Below are 17,224 nucleotides of genomic sequence, written 5' to 3' on the forward strand. Positions count from 1 at the left end.
GGGGTCCTACTTCCTTCGCTTGCCGGAGCCTGCAGGGCGACCGGCGGATGGAGGGTGCTGCTGGGTGGTGTCGGCCCCGGGTCGGTCCGTCACGGATGACGTGCACCGGCCCGGGGCTCGACGTCAGATCTCTTCGACGTTGCTGGCGTTCGGTCGACGCGACAGGTCGATGCCGAGCTCCTCCGCTGCGCGGTAGACCTCGTCGTCGTTCTCCTTCATGTCGATCGAGACGCCGTCGGAGGACAGCACCTCGACGTTCAGGCAGAGCGACTGCATCTCCTTGAGGAGCACCTTGAAGGACTCCGGGATCCCCGAGTCGGGGATGTTCTCGCCCTTGACGATGGCCTCGTACACCTTGACGCGTCCGGGGACGTCGTCCGACTTGATGGTGAGGAGCTCCTGCAGGGTGTAGGCAGCGCCGTACGCCTCGAGGGCCCACACCTCCATCTCGCCGAACCGCTGACCACCGAACTGCGCCTTACCACCCAGCGGCTGCTGCGTGATCATCGAGTACGGACCGGTCGAACGCGCGTGGATCTTGTCGTCGACGAGGTGGTGCAGCTTGAGGATGTACATGTAGCCGACCGCGACCGGGTCCGGGAACGGCTCACCCGAGCGACCGTCGAACAGCCGGGCCTTGCCCGTGCCGTCGACCATGCGCTCGCCATCGCGGTTCGGGAGCGTCGAGGAGAGCAGACCCGTGAGGGTGCCCTCCGGGACGCCGTCGAAGACCGGCGTGGCGACCGGGTTGCCGGCCGGGGACTTCGCGGCGATCGCCGGGACGCCCTCGCGCCACGACAGGTCGTCGCCCGCGGCGATCTCGATGTCCCAGCCCTGCTTGGCGACCCACCCGAGGTGGGTCTCGAGCACCTGGCCGACGTTCATGCGGCCGGGCACGCCGAGCGGGTTGAGCACGATGTCGACGGCGGTGCCGTCCGGGAGGAACGGCATGTCCTCGACGGGCAGGATCTTCGAGATGACGCCCTTGTTGCCGTGACGACCGGCGAGCTTGTCACCGTCGGTGATCTTGCGTCGCTGGGCGATGTACACCCGGACCAGCTCGTTCACGCCGGCGGGCAGCTCGTCGCCGTCCTCACGGTTGAACGTGCGGACCTCGATGACGGTGCCGGACTCGCCGTGCGGGACCTTGAGCGACGTGTCGCGGACCTCGCGCGCCTTCTCACCGAAGATCGCACGGAGCAGGCGCTCCTCCGGGGTCAGCTCGGTCTCGCCCTTGGGCGTGACCTTCCCGACCAGGATGTCGCCCGCGCCGACCTCGGCACCGATGCGGATGATGCCGCGCTCGTCGAGGTCCGCGAGGACCTCCTCGGAGACGTTCGGGATGTCCCGCGTGATCTCCTCGGGGCCGAGCTTGGTGTCGCGCGCGTCGACCTCGTGCTCCTCGATGTGGATCGAGGAGAGCACGTCGTCCTGCACGAGGCGCTGGCTGAGGATGATCGCGTCCTCGTAGTTGTGGCCCTCCCACGACATGAACGCGACGAGCAGGTTGCGGCCGAGCGCGAGCTCGCCCTCGTCCGTGGCGGGGCCGTCCGCGAGGACCGAGCCCTTCTCGACACGGGCGCCCTCGTCGACGAGCACGCGCTGGTTGTAGCTCGTGCCCTGGTTCGAGCGACGGAACTTCGCGACCCGGTGGGTCGACGTCGTCGCGTCGTCGTTCGCGATCACGATCAGGTCGGCCGAGACCTCGGTGACGACACCCGGCTTCTGGGCCACGATGACGTCGCCCGCGTCGACCGCCGCGCGCCACTCCATGCCGGTCCCGACGAGCGGGGCCTCGGAGCGGACCAGCGGCACGGCCTGACGCTGCATGTTCGCGCCCATGAGGGCACGGTTGGCGTCGTCGTGCTCGAGGAACGGGATGAGCGCGGTCGCGACCGAGACCATCTGGCGCGGCGAGATGTCCATGTAGTCCACGGCCGTGCCGGGCACGATCTCGACCTCGCCGCCCTTGGTGCGCACGAGGACCATGTCCTCGGCGAACTTGCCGCTCTCCTCGAGCGGGGCGTTCGCCTGGGCGATGACGTAGCGGTCCTCGTCGTCGGCCGTCAGGTAGTGCACGTCGTCGGTCACGACGCCGTTCAGGACCTTGCGGTACGGCGTCTCGACGAAGCCGAACGGGTTGATCCGTCCGTACGTCGCGAGCGAGCCGATGAGGCCGATGTTCGGGCCTTCAGGCGTCTCGATCGGGCACATGCGGCCGTAGTGCGACGGGTGGACGTCACGGACCTCCATGCCGGCGCGGTCACGGGACAGACCACCCGGGCCCAGCGCGGACAGACGACGCTTGTGCGTCAGGCCGGCGAGCGGGTTGTTCTGGTCCATGAACTGCGAGAGCTGCGAGGTGCCGAAGAACTCCTTGATCGACGCCACGACCGGGCGGATGTTGATCAGGGTCTGCGGCGTGATCGCCTCGACGTCCTGCGTCGTCATGCGCTCGCGCACGACGCGCTCCATCCGCGACAGGCCCGTGCGGACCTGGTTCTGGATGAGCTCGCCGACCGCACGGATGCGACGGTTGCCGAAGTGGTCGATGTCGTCGGTCTCGACGCGCACGGCGACGGGCTCGCCGTTGCGGCGGCCGTCGATCGTGGCGACGTCGGCGTGCAGCGCGGCGAGGTACTTGATCGTCGCGACGATGTCGTCCTTGGACAGCACCGAGTCACGCAGCGGGACGTCGATCCCGAGCTTCTTGTTCACCTTGTAGCGGCCGACCTTCGCGAGGTCGTAGCGCTTGGGGTTGAAGTAGAAGTTCTCGAGCAGCGCGCGACCGGCCTCGATCGTGGGCGGCTCGCCGGGACGGATCTTGCGGTACAGGTCGAGCAGCGCCTCGTCCTCGGTGGACACGTGGTCCTTGTCGAGGGTGTCGAGCACGGCGGGGAAGCCCGCGAACTCCTCGCGGATCTCCGACTCGGTCATGCCGAGAGCCTTGAGGAGCACCGTGGCGTTCTGCTTGCGCTTGCGGTCGACGCGGACGCCGACGTTGTCGCGCTTGTCGATCTCGAACTCGAGCCAGGCACCGCGGCTCGGGATGATCTTGGCGGTGAAGACGTCCTTGTCGGACGTCTTGTCCGGCGTCCGCTCGAAGTAGACGCCGGGCGAGCGCACGAGCTGCGACACGACGACGCGCTCGGTGCCGTTGATGATGAAGGTGCCACGCTCGGTCATGAGCGGGAAGTCGCCCATGAAGACCGTCTGGCTCTTGATCTCACCGGTGGTGTAGTTGACGAACTCCGCCGTGACGAACAGCGGAGCCGCGTACGTGAAGTCCTTCTCCTTGCACTCCTCGGCCGTGTACTTCGGCGGCTCGAAGCGGTGCTCACGGAACGACAGCGACATCGAGCCGCCGAAGTCCTCGATCGGGGAGATCTCCTCGAAGATCTCCTCCAGACCGGCGGTCTCGGGGACGTCCTGACGTCCCTGCTCGAGAGCAGCGGCGACACGCGCCTGCCACTTCTCGTTACCGAGCAGCCAGTCGAAGTTCTCGGTCTGGAGACCGAGCAGGTCGGGGACCTCGAGGGGCTCGTGGATCTTGGCGAAAGAGATGCGACGCGACGCGGTGCGCTTCGCGAGTGCGTCGGCGGACGGAGCAGAAGGGGTGCGCGAGGCAGCCAAGAGGGGTCCTTCCCTGCGGTTCGAGTGCACGCTGTGCGCGGGACGTGCCAACTGCTCACCTGTCCCCTACCCTGGACCGGACGCACGCACGGAGCGCGCGCATGGCGGTGGCAGATCGGGTTCGGGGTCGGGTTTGCAGGCACAAGCCAGCGCAAAGCGCTAGCGTATACGCTCTGAACAGACCTGTCCACCCGGGCACACCAAGCACCCGGGCGCAAGTGCACGGACGTGGGAGTTCACGGACCCCTGACGAGCCCGCCCCGCACCGCCTGACCTGCAGAGCACGAGACCCGCACCCCCCGGAAGGGGTGCGGGTCTCGTCGCGTCAGGTCCTCCTCGCGGAGGCTCCTCGCGGCATGGTCACCACGCCGCGAGGACGCGGGTCACTTGACGGTGACGGTGGCGCCGGCGCCCTCGAGAGCGGCCTTGGCCTTCTCGGCGGCCTCCTTGTTGACACCCTCCAGAACAGCCTTGGGGGCGGCGTCAACGAGGTCCTTGGCCTCCTTCAGGCCGAGGCTCGTGAGGGCACGCACCTCCTTGATGACCTGGATCTTCTTCTCGCCGGCGGCCTCGAGGACGACGTCGAACTCCGACTTCTCCTCAACCTCTTCGGCAGCGGCACCGGCGGCCGGGGCGGCCGCGACGGCGACCGGCGCGGCGGCGGTGACCTCGAAGGTCTCCTCGAAGGCCTTGACGAACTCGGAGAGCTCGATGAGCGTGAGCTCCTTGAATGCGCTGATGAGCTCGTCAGTCGTGAGCTTCGCCATGATGGCGTGTCCTTCCGTGTCGTGCCCGCCGACCTCGGTGGTCGGCGCAAGCGGGGGGTTCGAGCTGCTGGGCCGGGTGGCTCAGGCTGCGACTTCTGCGGACTCCTCGCGCTTCACGCGCAGGGCGTCCACGGTGCGCACGGCCTGAGCCGCAGGCGCCGTGAAGAGGTACGCCGCCTGGAACAGCGACGCCTTGAGCACGCCGGCCGTCTTGGCCAGCAGGACCTCGCGGGACTCGAGGTCCGCGAGGGTGTTGATCTCCGCAGCGGTCAGGGTGCGTCCGTCGAGGACACCACCCTTGATGACCAGCGCGGGGTTCGCCTTGGCGAAGTCACGCAGGCCCTTGGCCGCCTCGACCGGGTCACCGGTGACGAAGGCGATGGCCGAGGGGCCCTGGAGGTCGGCGTCGAGACCCTCGACACCAGCCTGCTTGGCCGCGATGGCGGTCAGCGTGTTCTTCACCACGGCGTAGGTTGCGTTGCCGCTGAGCGCGCGCCGCAGCTGCTTGAGCTGGGCGACGGTGAGCCCGCGGTACTCGGTCAGCACGGCCGCGTTCGAGTCACGGAACGCGTCCGTGAGCTCTGCGACTGCGGCTGCCTTGTCCGGCCTCGCCATGGCAATCCTTCCGGTGGTGGTGCCGTCGGTCGTCCTGGTCCCACAAACGACAAGAGCCCCGCGCAGGCGCGGGGCTCGGACGCACACGGAGGTGCAGCTCGAATCTCTCACCTGCGCTGGCCTCCGCTGCTGCGGGACTTCGGGCGGCATCCACGGCTGCGCTCGCGAGCTGCGAGCACTGTGCGGAGCCGGCGACCGGCGGTCTTGGGCGAGGACCACCTTACGTCACGACGGACGAGGCACCAAATCGCCGGCCGCCCGCGCCCGCCGGACGCACGAGGGCCCGGTCCGTCACCGGACCGGGCCCTCGAGGCTGGAGCTGACGCGTCAGGCGGCGTCGGTCTCCTCGACCGTGAGGTTCTTGACCTTGTTCTGGTCGACGAGGATGCCGGGGCCGTTCGTCGTCGAGAACGTCGCCTTGGTGATGTAGCGACCCTTCGAGGCCGACGGCTTCAGACGCAGGACCTCGTCGAGCGCGGCCGCGTAGTTCTCGACCAGCTGCACGTCAGAGAACGACGTCTTGCCGATGATGAAGTGCAGGTTCGAGTGCTTGTCGACGCGGAACTCGATCTTCCCGCCCTTGATGTCCGTGACGGCCTTCGCGACGTCCATGGTCACCGTGCCGGTCTTCGGGTTCGGCATGAGCCCGCGCGGGCCCAGGACCTTTCCGAGACGACCGACCTTGCCCATGAGGTCGGGCGTGGCGACGGCGGAGTCGAAGTCCGTGTAGCCCGCGGCGACCTTCTCGATGAGCTCGTCGCCACCGACGATGTCGGCGCCCGCGGCGCGGGCCTGCTCGGCACGCTCACCCGTGGCGAAGACCAGGACCCGAGCGGTCTTGCCGGTGCCGTGCGGCAGGTTGACGGTGCCACGGACCATCTGGTCCGCCTTGCGGGGGTCGACACCGAGGCGGAAGGCCACCTCGACGGTCGCGTCGTACTTCGTCGTCGACGTGGCCTGCGCGAGGCGCACGGCCTCGAGCGGCGCGTAGACCTTGTTCGGCTCGATCTTCTCGAGCGCGGCGTTGTACGCCTTGCTGTGCTTAGCCATCTGCTTGGTTCTCCTTGGTCAGCAGTCGTGGTCGTCGGGCCGCACAGGGCCCTGCCACTGCACTTCTCGATGTGGTGCTGGTCAGCCCTGGACCGTGATGCCCATGGAACGGGCGGTGCCGGCGATGATCTTCTCGGCGGCGGCGAGGTCGTTGGCGTTGAGGTCCTCGAGCTTGGTGCTCGCGATCTCACGCACCTGTGCTGCCGAGAGGTTCGCGACCTTGACCGTGTGGGGGGTCGGCGAGCCCTTGGCGACGCCGGCGGCCTTCTTGATCAGCTCGGCTGCCGGAGGGGTCTTCGTGATGAACGTGAAGGAGCGGTCTTCGTAGACCGTGATCTCCACGGGCACGACGTCCCCACGCTGCGACTCGGTCGCGGCGTTGTACGCCTTGCAGAACTCCATGATGTTGACGCCGTGCTGACCCAGTGCGGGTCCGATCGGCGGCGCCGGCGTGGCTGCCCCAGCCTTGATCTGGAGCTTGATCAGGCCGGTGACCTTCTTCTTGGGAGGCATGTCGGGTCCTTCTTCGTGAACTTCAGGTGACTTGCGCGGCCGACGGCGCCGCGCGACGCCGTCGGTGGGGTGTCAGTTTCAGATCTTGGCGACCTGGCTGAACGAGAGCTCGACCGGGGTCTCCCGGCCGAAGATCGAGACGAGGACCTTGAGCTTCTGGCCCTCGGCGTTGATCTCGGAGATCGTGGCGGGCAGCGTGTCGAAGGGTCCGTCCGTGACGGTGACCGACTCGCCGACCGTGAAGTCGACCTTGATCTCGGAGGTGGTGCGGCCCGCGGCCCCACCCGTCGACGCCTTGGCAGGCTCGAGCGTGGGGGCGAGCATCGAGAAGACCTCGTCGAGGGTGAGCGGCACCGGCTGGTGGGTGTGGCCCACGAAGCCCGTGACGCCGGGCGTGTGGCGCACGGCGCCCCACGACTCGTCGGTGAGGTCCATGCGCACGAGGACGTACCCGGGGATCCGCACGCGGCGCACGACCTTGCGCTGCGCGTTCTTGATCTCCGTGACCTCCTCCATGGGCACCTCGACCTGGTGGATGTACTCCTCCATGTTGAGGCTCTGGGTCCGGTTCTCCAGGTTCGTCTTGACCCGGTTCTCGTACCCCGCGTAGGAGTGGATGACGTACCAGTCACCCGGCTGCGAGCGGAGCTGGGCCTTGAACGCGGCGACGGGGTCCTCGTCGACGTCGGGCTCCTCGGCCTCGACCTCGACGGTCTCCTCGGCCTCGGCGACCTCTGCTGCGCTCTCGTCAGCGGCCTCGACGGTCTCGTCGGCGTCGGCAGAACCGGCGGCGGGCACCTCGACCGCCTCGACCGACGCCAGGGCGTCCTCGAGCTCCGTCTCGGCAGCGCCCTGCTCGGGTTCCTGCGACTCGTACGACACGTGCGGACCTGCTTTCTGAACGTCTGTCCTGCGGAACGGGTGGACGGTGGTCCGCCCGGTCGGGGAAGGGTGGCGTCAGCCGCCGAAGATGAGGAACGTCAGCTTGCCGATGCCGAAGTCCACGACCGTCACGAACGCCATCACGATGACGACGAACACGAGCACCACACCGGTGTAGGTCACGAGCTCCGAGCGCGTCGGGCGCACGACCTTCTTCAGCTCGGCGATGACCTGCCGGACGAACAGGGCCACGCGCGCGAAGAAGGTGCGACGACCGGGGTCGTCGCTGCGCGCCGTCCTCGGCCGGTCCGTCCGCGGCGCGGAACCTCCGGCGCCGGACGCCGCTGCGGGTGCGGATTCGCTCACAGCTGTCCCCTACGTGTCGTCGTGTGGTGCGCTGCGTCCCGGACGTACCGGGTCGCGGCGCCGGCCAGCTGAACGCCGGACCGTGACCGCGTGCGCAGGGCAGGCGAGACTCGAACTCGCAACCGCCGGTTTTGGAGACCGGTGCGCTACCAATTGCGCCACTGCCCTACGACGGCTCTGACCACCACGACCAGGTCGAGCACAGCACCGGAAGACCGGTGGCTGGGCACGGCTCATCATGGCGGACGTCAACCGCCGGTGGTCCACTGTACGCGAGACTCGGCCTGGGGTCGAACCCGCCCCCCGGACGGCCCTCCCGAGGGGTGCGCGACGGGCTGTCCGCGCACCAGACGGAGCACTCCCGGAGCGGCGCCTTCTGCCAAGATGGTGGGGTGACCCAGAACACGTCGTCCCCCCGGTCCCGCGTCTCCGCCCGCGTCGGAGCGATCGCCGAGTCGGCGACGCTGGCCGTGGACGCCAAGGCGAAGGCGCTCAAGGCCGCGGGGCGCCCGGTCATCGGGTTCGGCGCGGGCGAGCCCGACTTCCCGACGCCCGACTACATCGTCGAGGCCGCGATCGCCGCCGCGCGTGAGCCCGCGTCGCACCGCTACTCCCCGACCGCGGGGCTCCCGGCGCTGCGCGAGGGAATCGCCGCCAAGACGCTGCGCGACTCGGGCTACGAGGTCTCCCCCGGGCAGGTCCTCGTGACCAACGGCGGCAAGCAGGCCGTCTATCAGGCGTTCGCCTCGATCGTCGACCCGGGCGACGAGGTCATACTGCCCGCGCCGTACTGGACCACGTACCCCGAGGCGATCCGGCTCGCGGGCGGCATCCCGGTCGAGGTCGTCGCGGGCGTCGACCAGGGGTACCTCGTGACGGTCGAGCAGCTCGAGGCCGCGCGCACCGAGCGCACCAAGGTGCTGCTGTTCTGCTCGCCCTCGAACCCCACCGGGGCCGTGCACTCCCCCGAGCAGACGGCCGAGATCGGGCGCTGGGCCCTCGAGCACGGCATCTGGGTCATCACCGACGAGATCTACGAGCACCTCACCTACGACGACGCGGTCTTCACCCCGATCGTGCGCGTGGTGCCCGAGCTGGCCGACACCACGATCGTGCTCAACGGCGTGGCCAAGACCTACGCGATGACCGGCTGGCGGGTGGGCTGGATGATCGCCCCCACCGACGTGATCAAGGCCGCGACCAACCTGCAGTCGCACCTCTCCTCGAACGTCGCCAACGTCTCTCAGCGCGCCGCGCTGGCCGCCGTGACCGGCGACCTGACCGCCGTCGAGCAGATGCGCACAGCCTTCGACCGGCGTCGCCGCACGATGGTCGAGATGCTCCGCCAGATCGACGGCGTGGTGCTGCCCGCACCGCAGGGCGCGTTCTACGCGTACCCGTCGGTCGAGGGCGTGCTCGGGCGCACGATCCGGGGCGTCACGCCCACCTCGTCGGTCGAGCTCGCGGCGCTGATCCTCGAGCAGGCCGAGGTCGCTGTGGTCCCCGGCGAGGCGTTCGGGCCCAGCGGGTACCTGCGGCTGTCCTACGCGCTCGGCGACGACGACCTCGTCGAGGGCGTCACGCGCATCCAGGCGCTGCTCGCCGAGGGCGCCTGAGCACGATCCGCGCGCCCGGCTGACGGGCGGAGGGGGTCCACCCGCACGGTGGGCCCCCTCCGCTGCGTCCAGGGCTTCCGCGCGGGCCCGCCGCACGCCAGGCTGTGCGCATGAGCCTCCCCGAGCTCGCGGTCGACGTCCGCGGGCTGCACAAGCGATACGGCGACAAGCGGGCGGTCGACGGGCTCGACCTCGCTGTGCACCGGGGCGAGGTCTTCGCGATCCTCGGCCCCAACGGTGCGGGCAAGACCACGACCGTCGAGATCCTCGAAGGGTTCCGGGGGCGCGACGAGGGCCACGTGCAGGTGCTCGGGGAGGACCCGGGCACCGCGGGGCGGGCCTGGAGATCGCGCATCGGCGTGGTGCTGCAGAGCGCGAACGACCTGTCCGAGTCCTCGGTGGGTGAGCTCGTGCACCACTTCGCGACGTACTACCCGTCGCCGCGCGACCCCGACGAGGTGATCGACGCGGTCGGGCTGCGCGACAAGGTCCGCACCCGCACCCGCCAGCTCTCGGGCGGCCAGCGCCGACGCCTCGACGTCGCGCTCGGCATCGTCGGGAACCCCGAGCTGCTGTTCCTCGACGAGCCCACGACGGGGTTCGACCCCGAGGCGCGGCGGGCGTTCTGGGACCTCGTCGCCGCGCTGCGCCACGACGGCACGACCGTGCTGCTCACCACGCACTACCTCGACGAGGCCGAGCACCTCGCGGACCGGGTGGCCGTGGTGCGCGACGGGCGTGTCGTGGCGCTCGACTCCCCCGCCGAGCTCGGCGGTCGCCGTGCCCGGCGTGCGATCGTGCGGTGGACCGAGGACGGCCGTCACCACGAGACCTCGACCGACCACCCGACGCGCACGGTGGCCGAGCTCACCGCCCGCCTCGGGGCCGCCGCGCCCGACGGCGAGGTCGCCGGGCTGCAGGTGGTCCGCCCGAGCCTCGAGGACGTCTACCTCAGCCTCATCGGCGAGACCGCCGACGCGACCGCCGGGAGCCTGTGATGACCTCGACCGCGGCCGGCCGCACCGCTACCCGCACCGCCCCCGGACCTCGGCTGCCGAGCGCGCTGCGGCTGGGCCTGGGGCGTACCCGGATCGAGCTGCGCACGTTCTTCCGCGAGCGCGACGCGGTCGTGTTCATCTTCGCGTACCCGGTGATCATGCTCGCGATCTTCGCGACGGTCTTCGGCCAGGACGGGGGCCGGGTCGGGCCGCCGCCGGGCATCCCCTACGCGCAGTACTTCCTGCCCGGGATGGTCGCGACCGGGGTGATGCTCTCGAGCTTCCAGTCGCTCGCGATCACGATCGCCGTCGAGCGGGACGAAGGAGCCCTCAAGCGGCTGCGCGGCACCCCGTTGCCCGCCGCGTCCTACTTCCTCGGGAAGACCGGCCAGGTGCTCACGACGTCGCTCGTGCAGGTCGCTCTGCTGCTCGCGGTCGCGGCGCTGGTGTTCGACGTGCCGCTGCCGGCCGACGCCGCGCACTGGGCCACGTTCGCGTGGGTGTTCCTGCTCGGCACCGCGGCCGGCTCGGTGTGCGGGGTCGCGTTCTCCTCGGTGCCACGCACCGGGCGCAGCGCGAGCGCCGTGGTGACCCCGATCGTGCTCGTGCTGCAGTTCATCTCGGGCGTGTTCTTCGTCTTCAACGACCTGCCGACGTGGATGCAGCAGGTCGCCTCGGTGTTCCCGCTCAAGTGGATGGCGCAGGGCATGCGCTCGGTCTTCCTGCCGGAGCAGGCCGAGGGCTTCGAGGTCTCGGGGTCGTGGCAGCACGGTGCGACGGCCGCGGTGCTGGGGGCGTGGCTCGTGATCGGCCTGGTCGTGGGCGTGCGGACGTTCCGGTGGAGGCGCCGCGACGACGGCTGAGACCTCGCGTGAACGTCGGCAGACCAAGGCCCTGACCTGCGATTTCGTGCAGCGCTCGAGGAAAACCCCGATAGTGTGCGGTATGCCTCGAAATGCCTCGGTCGTCGCGGGCGGCACCGTTGCCGTGCTGGTGCTCGGCGTGGCGGCGGCGGCGGTGTTCTCGAACCACGAGCCCGAGCGCGGCCCTGTCGGAACACCCCTGGTGGTCACCCGCGCACCCGAGATCGACCCGGCCCCGCGGAGCGCCCACCCCGAGGCCGAGGTCTCCTCGCCCGGCACCGAGGCCATCGAGGGCACCGAGGCCGCCGAGAGCCTCGACGCGCAGACCCCGGAGCCCGACGGCCCGGCAGACCTCGTCCCGACCTCGCAGTCGCGCGACGAGCCCGAGGACGAGAGCACCCGCGACCCGACGGACGGACCGTCCGATGGCGGGCTCCCGAGCCAGACCCCACCGACCGACTGGTGGACGCCCCCGACCGAGCCGTGGTGGATACCGCCCACCGACGGGTGGTGGGTACCGAACGGCGCCACCCCCAGCACCGGTGCCGGCGCGCCCGCAACGGCGACGTCCCCGAGCGTCGCACCGACGTCGACGGTCGCACGGTGAACGCGTCCCACGCCCGGAGGCAGCACGCGGCCTGGAGCACTGTGCGCCGCAGCCCGTACGTGACGGTCCGGACCCGGCTCCTCACGGCAGTCGTGCTGCTCGGCGCCCTCACCGTGCTCATCGCAGGCGCCGCGGCGTACGCGCTGCAGATGCAGAGCACCGACGAGCGCATCGACCGGTCGTTGCGCCGGGCCGTCGAGGTGCTGCACATCGTCGCCGACGACGGCCCCACCCCCGAGACGGCCGCCGACGCCGAGTTCGGCTCGGTCGAACAGCTCCTCAACGAGGCGGTCCGCCGGCACGGCCTCACCGAGAACCAGGGGGTCATCGCGCTGCTCGACGGGGTCCCCCGCTGGCTCACCTCCGACCTGGTGATGTCGAGCATCGAGGTGCTGCACCTCGAGGACGACGACGAGCTGATCGAGCTGCTCGGCACCGTCTCCTCGGACGCGCCGGTCGAGCTGCGCACGGTCGAGACAACAACCGCTCAGTACCGCCTGGTCGCGGTCCCGGTGACGATCACCGGCGACCCCCGCTCAGGGCTGTTCGTCGTCGCTGTCGACCGCTCGGCCGAGATCGCCCGGCTCTCGTCGACCTACCTCACGTACGCCACGGTCGCGCTCGGCTCGCTCCTGGTGATCACCGTCGTCGCGTGGTTCGTGGTCGGACGGCTGCTGAGCCCGGTGCGCCTGCTGCGCGACACGGCGCGACGCATCACCGAGTCGGACCTCTCCGAGCGCATCACGGTCTCGGGCACCGACGACCTCTCGGACCTGGCCGCGACCGTCAACGCGATGCTTGACAGGCTCGAGAACGCCTTCGGCTCCCAGCGCGAGCTGCTCGACGACGTGGGGCACGAGCTCAGGACGCCGCTGACGATCGTGCGTGGCCACCTCGAGCTCATGAACCCCCGTGACGTCGAGGACGTGCTCGCGGTCCAGGCCCTGGCCCTCGACGAGCTCGACCGGATGCACCGTCTCGTGGACGACCTCATGACGCTCGCGACGGCCGACCGCCCCGACTTCGTCCGGCTCGCGCCCACGGACATCGGGCGGCTCACGGACGACGTGCTCGACAAGGCCCGCGGCCTGGGCGAACGCCACTGGCAGATCACGGCGCGCGCCGACGTGGTGCTGCTCGTCGACTCCCAGCGGATCACGCAGGCCTGGCTGCAGCTCATCGCGAACGCGGTGTCCGTCTCGGCGCCCGGCACCCGGATCCGCATCGGCAGCGAGCTGAGGGCCGGCCGGGTGCGCCTGTGGGTGCACGACCAGGGTCCGGGGGTGCCCGTCGAGGAGGAGCAGCGCATCTTCGAGCGCTTCCACCGCGGGCGCGCCGACCGGGCCGGTCGGCGCAGCGAGGGCGCCGGGCTGGGGCTGCCCATCGTCGCCGCGATCGCCGCCGCCCACCGCGGGCGGGTGCGCCTCGAACGGTGGCCCGCGCACGCCGGCCCTGGTGCCGTGTTCCTGCTCGACCTCCCGGCCGTCCACATCGTCCACACACCGCGCGTCGAGCGCGCCGAGCTCGTGGAGCACAGATGACGCAGATCCTCATCGCCGAGGACGAGGAACGGATCGCCGCCTTCGTCGCCAAGGGCCTGCACGCCGAGGGGTTCGCGACGACTGTCGTCGCGTCGGGGAGCGAGGCGCTCGAGCTCGCCCAGGCGGGCGAGTACTCGCTCCTGGTGCTCGACCTCGGGCTCGCGGACATGGACGGCTTCGAGGTGCTGCAACAGCTGCGGGCGAGCGGCCAGGCCGTACCCGTGATCATCCTCACGGCGCGCAGCTCGGTCACCGACACGGTCGCCGGGCTGGAGTCCGGGGCCGACGACTACATGGCCAAGCCGTTCCGCTTCGAGGAGCTGCTCGCCCGGGTGCGCCTGCGGCTGCGGGCCCCGCAACCGCCCGGTGAGGTCACGACGCTCACCCACGGGCCCCTGCAGCTCGACCTGCGGACCCGTCGCATGCGGGTCGCGGGGCACGAGGTCGACCTCTCGGCCCGCGAGTTCGCGCTGGCCGAGACGTTCCTGCGGCACCCCGGGCACGTGCTGAGCCGCGAGCAGCTGCTCTCGCAGGTGTGGGGCTACGACTTCGACCCCGGCTCGAACGTGGTCGACGTGTACGTGCGGTACCTGCGCAAGAAGCTCGGCGCGGCGCACTTCGACACCGTGCGCGGGGTGGGCTACCGCCTGGTCGACGCCACCGCGGTGCCGAGCCGACCCGCGTCGCACGGTCGGCACGTCGCGGTCGACTGACCGGGACCGCTCGCGTCCGCGCGCGGTCAGCGAGCCGGCGCAGCCCTCTCGGGGCTCGTCGCGCGAGAGCCGGCTCGGTGTGTTTGGCACACTGGGCAGGTGCGTGACCTGGATCTCCTCCCGAAGGCTCATCTGCACCTGCACTTCACGGGGTCGATGCGCATCGCGACGCTCGCGGAGCTGGCGGACGGCTACGGCGTGCGGCTGCCCGCGGCGCTGCTCGACGGCGACCCCCTGCGGGTGCCCGCGGACGAGCGCGGATGGTTCCGGTTCCAGCGGCTCTACGACGCGGCGCGAGCCTGCGTCCGCGGCGAGGCGGACATGCGCCGGGTGCTCACCGAGGCCGTCGCGGACGACGCCGCCGAGGGTTCGGGGCGGCTCGAGATCCAGGTCGACCCCACGTCGTACGCGCCGTTCGTCGGCGGGATCACCCCCGCGCTCGAGATCGTGCTCGACGCCGCCCGGACCGCGGGCACCACGTACGGGGTCGACGTCGGGGTGGTCGTCGCCGCCTCACGCATGCGGCACCCGCTCGAGGCACGCACGCTCGCGCGGCTCGCCGCCCGCCACGCGGGCGACGGACCCGGGCAGGTGGTGGGCTTCGGCCTGAGCAACGACGAACGCCGCGGCGAGACCCCGGAGTTCGCGCCCGCGTTCGCCCTCGCCCGTCGCGCGGGCCTCGCGCTCGTGCCGCACGGCGGGGAGCTGCTGGGCCCCACGCACGTCGACGCTGTGCTCGACCACCTCACGCCGGACCGGCTGGGCCACGGCGTGCGCGCCGCCGAGGACCCGGCGGTGCTCGAGCGGCTCGTGACGCACGGCGTCGCGCTCGAGGTGTGCCCCGCGTCGAACGTGTCGCTCGGCGTGTACGCCGAGCCGGGTCAGGTGCCGCTGCGCACCCTGGTCGACGCGGGTGCGCGGGTCGCGCTCGGCGCCGACGACCCGCTGCTCTTCGGCTCGCGGCTGACCGCCCAGTACGAGACCGCGCGCACGGTGCACGGCTTCGACGACTCCGAGCTCGCCGAGCTGGCCCGCTCCTCGATCCGGGCGAGCCGCGCGAGCGGGACGACGCAGGCGCGGCTGCTCGCGGGCGTCGACTCGTGGCTCGCGACCCCCGATCCGGACCCGGTGCCGCCCACGCGCGCCGGCGGCCCGCCGCACCCCTCCGCAGCGGGCTGAGCGAGCAACCGGCCGACCACCGCGACAGCGGTCAGGGCACCCAGCTGCTCGCGCGGTACGCCGTGAACGCCACGACCGCGGGCACGGGCACCGCGTAGCCCTCGGTGTCGCTCAGCACGATCTTCTCGGCCCCCAGGAGCGCCCCCGTGCGCGGGTCGAGCAGCAGCACCCAGCGCACCCCGAGCCCGAGCGCGGGCGACGCGGTGAACGCGACGGCCGACCGGCCGACCCGGTCGGTCACCGCGCCCAGCGTCACCAGGTCGGGCTCGGTGGCGAGCATCGACCAGACCGCGGCGTCGACGGCGCCCGTCACGAGCGTCTCGTCGTGCAGCCGGGCGACCGACTCGAGCAGGCACGCGGCCTCGGGGACGACCCCGCAGGCCTGCTCCGCGAGCAGAGCCGCGCGCAGCTCCTCCGGGGCGAGCGCTGCGAGGTCGGCCGCACGGTGCACCCGGGCCGATCCGGCGCCGAACGACTCGGTGGTGGCCGACGCGTCGGCGAGCGCGGGGTCGTCCGCGTCGAGCCGTCCGTCGGGGCGCACGGGGACCCCGGCGCGTGTGCTGCGCACGAGCGAGCCGTCGGGCGAGATCCAAGTCTCGGTGCGCGACGCGACGAGCTCGACGTCGGAACCCTCGCCCTCGAAGGTCCCCGCGTACGTCCAGCGGTCCGCGCTCAGGTACTCCCGCCCGCCCTCGGATGCCGGTTCGGCACGCCCGAGCGCGACCTCGGCCAGTGCGTGCAACGAGGGTGCGGCGGGCCGACCAGCGGCGCGGACGAAGTCGTGGTCCACCACGAGGTCGAAGTCGAGCAGCGGCGGCGTCGTCGCGGCCACGGCGTCCCCGGAGTACCACGGGGCCAGCACGCCCGTCATCGCGACGAGCAGCGTCGCGGCGACGGCCGCCGCGCCCGCGAGGACCGGCCGGCGCCCGGAGCGGGTACGGGCCCGACCCGTCCGGCCGTGGCGGCGCGAGCCCTGTCGGGTCGCGGTCGGGGCGAGCGACCCGCCGACCGGGGCGGGCAGCAGCCGCGGGTCCACGGCGCCCGGGTCGCGCGGGGTCGCGAGGATCCGGGCGAGCGCGAGCCGTGCCGCAGGGCGCTCGTGCGCGTCGCCCAGGACGCGGGCGGGGACGGGGTTGGTGCCCACGAGCAGGTCGCGGACGCGGTCGAGCTCGGGCTCGTCGGCCCTGGCCTGGCTCATCGGTCCTCCGATGCGGTGAACGGGCCCTGCGGCTCGTCGTCGGTGGCGTGCTCCCCCGTCCGCGTGCCCGGCACCACGGCCGCGGCGTCGTCCGCCTCGTGCTCCGGACGTCCCGACCGCATCAGCACCTCGATGCGGTGGCGCGCCCGGTGCAGACGGGTCGAGGCGGCGGTCGGTGAGCACCCGAGCACGCTCGCGAGCCCCGCGATGTCGAGCCCTTCCCAGGCCACGAGCTGCAGCACCTCCTGGTCGCGCGGGCTGAGCCGGCGCATCGCGGCGGACGCGAGCAGGCGATCGGCCACGACGTCGGCCGGGTCGAGCTCGACGGTCGGCACGCCGGCCGCGAGAGCGGCCCGGATCCGCAGATCGAGCCGGGCCGCGCGCAGGCGTGACCGCTGCGAGTTCGCGAGGAGGTTGCGGGCGACGACGATCAGCCACGCCCGGCGGGCGTCGGGGTCGGTGGGGACCGCGTCCGCGCGGTGCCACGCGACCGTGAGCGCCTGGGAGGCCACGTCCTCAGCGACGTGCCAGTCGGTGCGCCGAGTCAGGTAGCCGAGCACGACGGGGTACAGCTCGGCGTACATCGCCGCGAACTGCTCGTCGTCCACCGGGCACCCCCTCCACGCTCCTGGCGTGGAGTGTACGGGCCGCCCCGGACACCGACGGGGAGCCGGAGCCCCAGG

General features: G+C 71.5%; 16 protein-coding genes and 1 tRNA gene. 7 read left to right on the forward strand and 10 right to left on the reverse strand.

Annotated features, from left to right (window positions below; all coding sequences use genetic code 11):
- Window positions 1–123: 123 nt before the first annotated feature.
- The 8 genes from rpoB to ACGIF2_RS13080 form a co-directional block, all read right to left on the reverse strand.
- Window positions 124–3,633, reverse strand: a complete 3,510-nt coding sequence (rpoB, locus tag ACGIF2_RS13045; RefSeq protein ID WP_396047263.1) for a DNA-directed RNA polymerase subunit beta — start codon at window positions 3,631–3,633, stop codon at window positions 124–126.
- A gap of 383 nt (window positions 3,634–4,016) precedes the next feature.
- Window positions 4,017–4,400, reverse strand: a complete 384-nt coding sequence (rplL, locus tag ACGIF2_RS13050) for a 50S ribosomal protein L7/L12 (RefSeq protein ID WP_396047265.1) — start codon at window positions 4,398–4,400, stop codon at window positions 4,017–4,019.
- Window positions 4,401–4,481: 81 nt separating this feature from the next.
- Entirely contained in the window at window positions 4,482–5,015 is a 534-nt protein-coding gene (gene rplJ / locus ACGIF2_RS13055; RefSeq protein WP_396047267.1) for a 50S ribosomal protein L10, read from the reverse strand.
- 327 nt (window positions 5,016–5,342) lie between these two features.
- Window positions 5,343–6,065: a 50S ribosomal protein L1 gene (gene rplA / locus ACGIF2_RS13060; RefSeq protein WP_396047269.1), complete on the reverse strand. Its 723-nt coding sequence runs from the start codon at window positions 6,063–6,065 to the stop codon at window positions 5,343–5,345.
- An 81-nt stretch (window positions 6,066–6,146) separates the two neighbouring features.
- Window positions 6,147–6,578 (reverse strand): 50S ribosomal protein L11, encoded by a 432-nt coding sequence (gene rplK / locus ACGIF2_RS13065; protein ID WP_396047271.1) that lies wholly within the window; start codon window positions 6,576–6,578, stop codon window positions 6,147–6,149.
- Between the two features lie 78 nt (window positions 6,579–6,656).
- Window positions 6,657–7,460 (reverse strand): transcription termination/antitermination protein NusG, encoded by an 804-nt coding sequence (gene nusG / locus ACGIF2_RS13070; RefSeq protein ID WP_396047273.1) that lies wholly within the window; start codon window positions 7,458–7,460, stop codon window positions 6,657–6,659.
- Window positions 7,461–7,535: 75 nt separating this feature from the next.
- On the reverse strand, window positions 7,536–7,826 hold the full coding sequence (gene secE / locus ACGIF2_RS13075) for a preprotein translocase subunit SecE (protein WP_396047275.1): 291 nt from the start codon (window positions 7,824–7,826) through the stop codon (window positions 7,536–7,538).
- A gap of 95 nt (window positions 7,827–7,921) precedes the next feature.
- Window positions 7,922–7,994, reverse strand: a tRNA-Trp gene (locus ACGIF2_RS13080).
- Between the two features lie 224 nt (window positions 7,995–8,218).
- On the opposite strand from ACGIF2_RS13080, the gene ACGIF2_RS13085 reads away from it, so the two are divergent.
- The 7 genes from ACGIF2_RS13085 (at window position 8,219) to ACGIF2_RS13115 (ending at window position 15,343) form a co-directional block, all read left to right on the forward strand.
- Window positions 8,219–9,442, forward strand: coding sequence for a pyridoxal phosphate-dependent aminotransferase (locus ACGIF2_RS13085; RefSeq protein ID WP_396047277.1), 1,224 nt, complete (start codon window positions 8,219–8,221; stop codon window positions 9,440–9,442).
- Window positions 9,443–9,552: 110 nt separating this feature from the next.
- The gene (locus tag ACGIF2_RS13090; protein ID WP_396047279.1) at window positions 9,553–10,440 is read left to right on the forward strand and encodes an ABC transporter ATP-binding protein; all 888 of its coding nucleotides are present in this window, start codon (window positions 9,553–9,555) and stop codon (window positions 10,438–10,440) included.
- A complete protein-coding gene (locus tag ACGIF2_RS13095; protein WP_396047281.1) occupies window positions 10,440–11,303 on the forward strand; it encodes an ABC transporter permease in 864 nt (287 codons plus the stop codon). The genes ACGIF2_RS13090 and ACGIF2_RS13095 overlap by 1 nt, the downstream gene beginning before the upstream one ends.
- 82 nt (window positions 11,304–11,385) lie before the next feature.
- On the forward strand, window positions 11,386–11,910 hold the full coding sequence (locus ACGIF2_RS13100; protein WP_396047283.1) for a hypothetical protein: 525 nt from the start codon (window positions 11,386–11,388) through the stop codon (window positions 11,908–11,910).
- Window positions 11,907–13,451, forward strand: a complete 1,545-nt coding sequence (locus tag ACGIF2_RS13105) for a sensor histidine kinase (protein ID WP_396047285.1) — start codon at window positions 11,907–11,909, stop codon at window positions 13,449–13,451. Before ACGIF2_RS13100 ends, ACGIF2_RS13105 begins: the two co-directional genes overlap by 4 nt.
- Window positions 13,448–14,164: a response regulator transcription factor gene (locus ACGIF2_RS13110; RefSeq protein ID WP_396047287.1), complete on the forward strand. Its 717-nt coding sequence runs from the start codon at window positions 13,448–13,450 to the stop codon at window positions 14,162–14,164. Before ACGIF2_RS13105 ends, ACGIF2_RS13110 begins: the two co-directional genes overlap by 4 nt.
- A 99-nt stretch (window positions 14,165–14,263) precedes the next feature.
- Complete coding sequence (locus ACGIF2_RS13115) at window positions 14,264–15,343, forward strand: adenosine deaminase (RefSeq protein ID WP_396047289.1); 1,080 nt, start codon at window positions 14,264–14,266, stop codon at window positions 15,341–15,343.
- 31 nt (window positions 15,344–15,374) lie between these two features.
- On the opposite strand, the gene ACGIF2_RS13120 is transcribed toward ACGIF2_RS13115, so the two are convergent.
- Together ACGIF2_RS13120 and ACGIF2_RS13125 are read right to left on the reverse strand one after the other, a co-directional pair.
- A complete protein-coding gene (locus tag ACGIF2_RS13120; RefSeq protein WP_396047291.1) occupies window positions 15,375–16,541 on the reverse strand; it encodes a hypothetical protein in 1,167 nt (388 codons plus the stop codon).
- Window positions 16,538–17,149: an RNA polymerase sigma factor gene (locus tag ACGIF2_RS13125; protein ID WP_396047293.1), complete on the reverse strand. Its 612-nt coding sequence runs from the start codon at window positions 17,147–17,149 to the stop codon at window positions 16,538–16,540. Before ACGIF2_RS13125 ends, ACGIF2_RS13120 begins: the two co-directional genes overlap by 4 nt.
- Window positions 17,150–17,224 lie beyond the last annotated feature (75 nt).

The organism is Cellulomonas sp. P22, assembly GCF_044392165.1.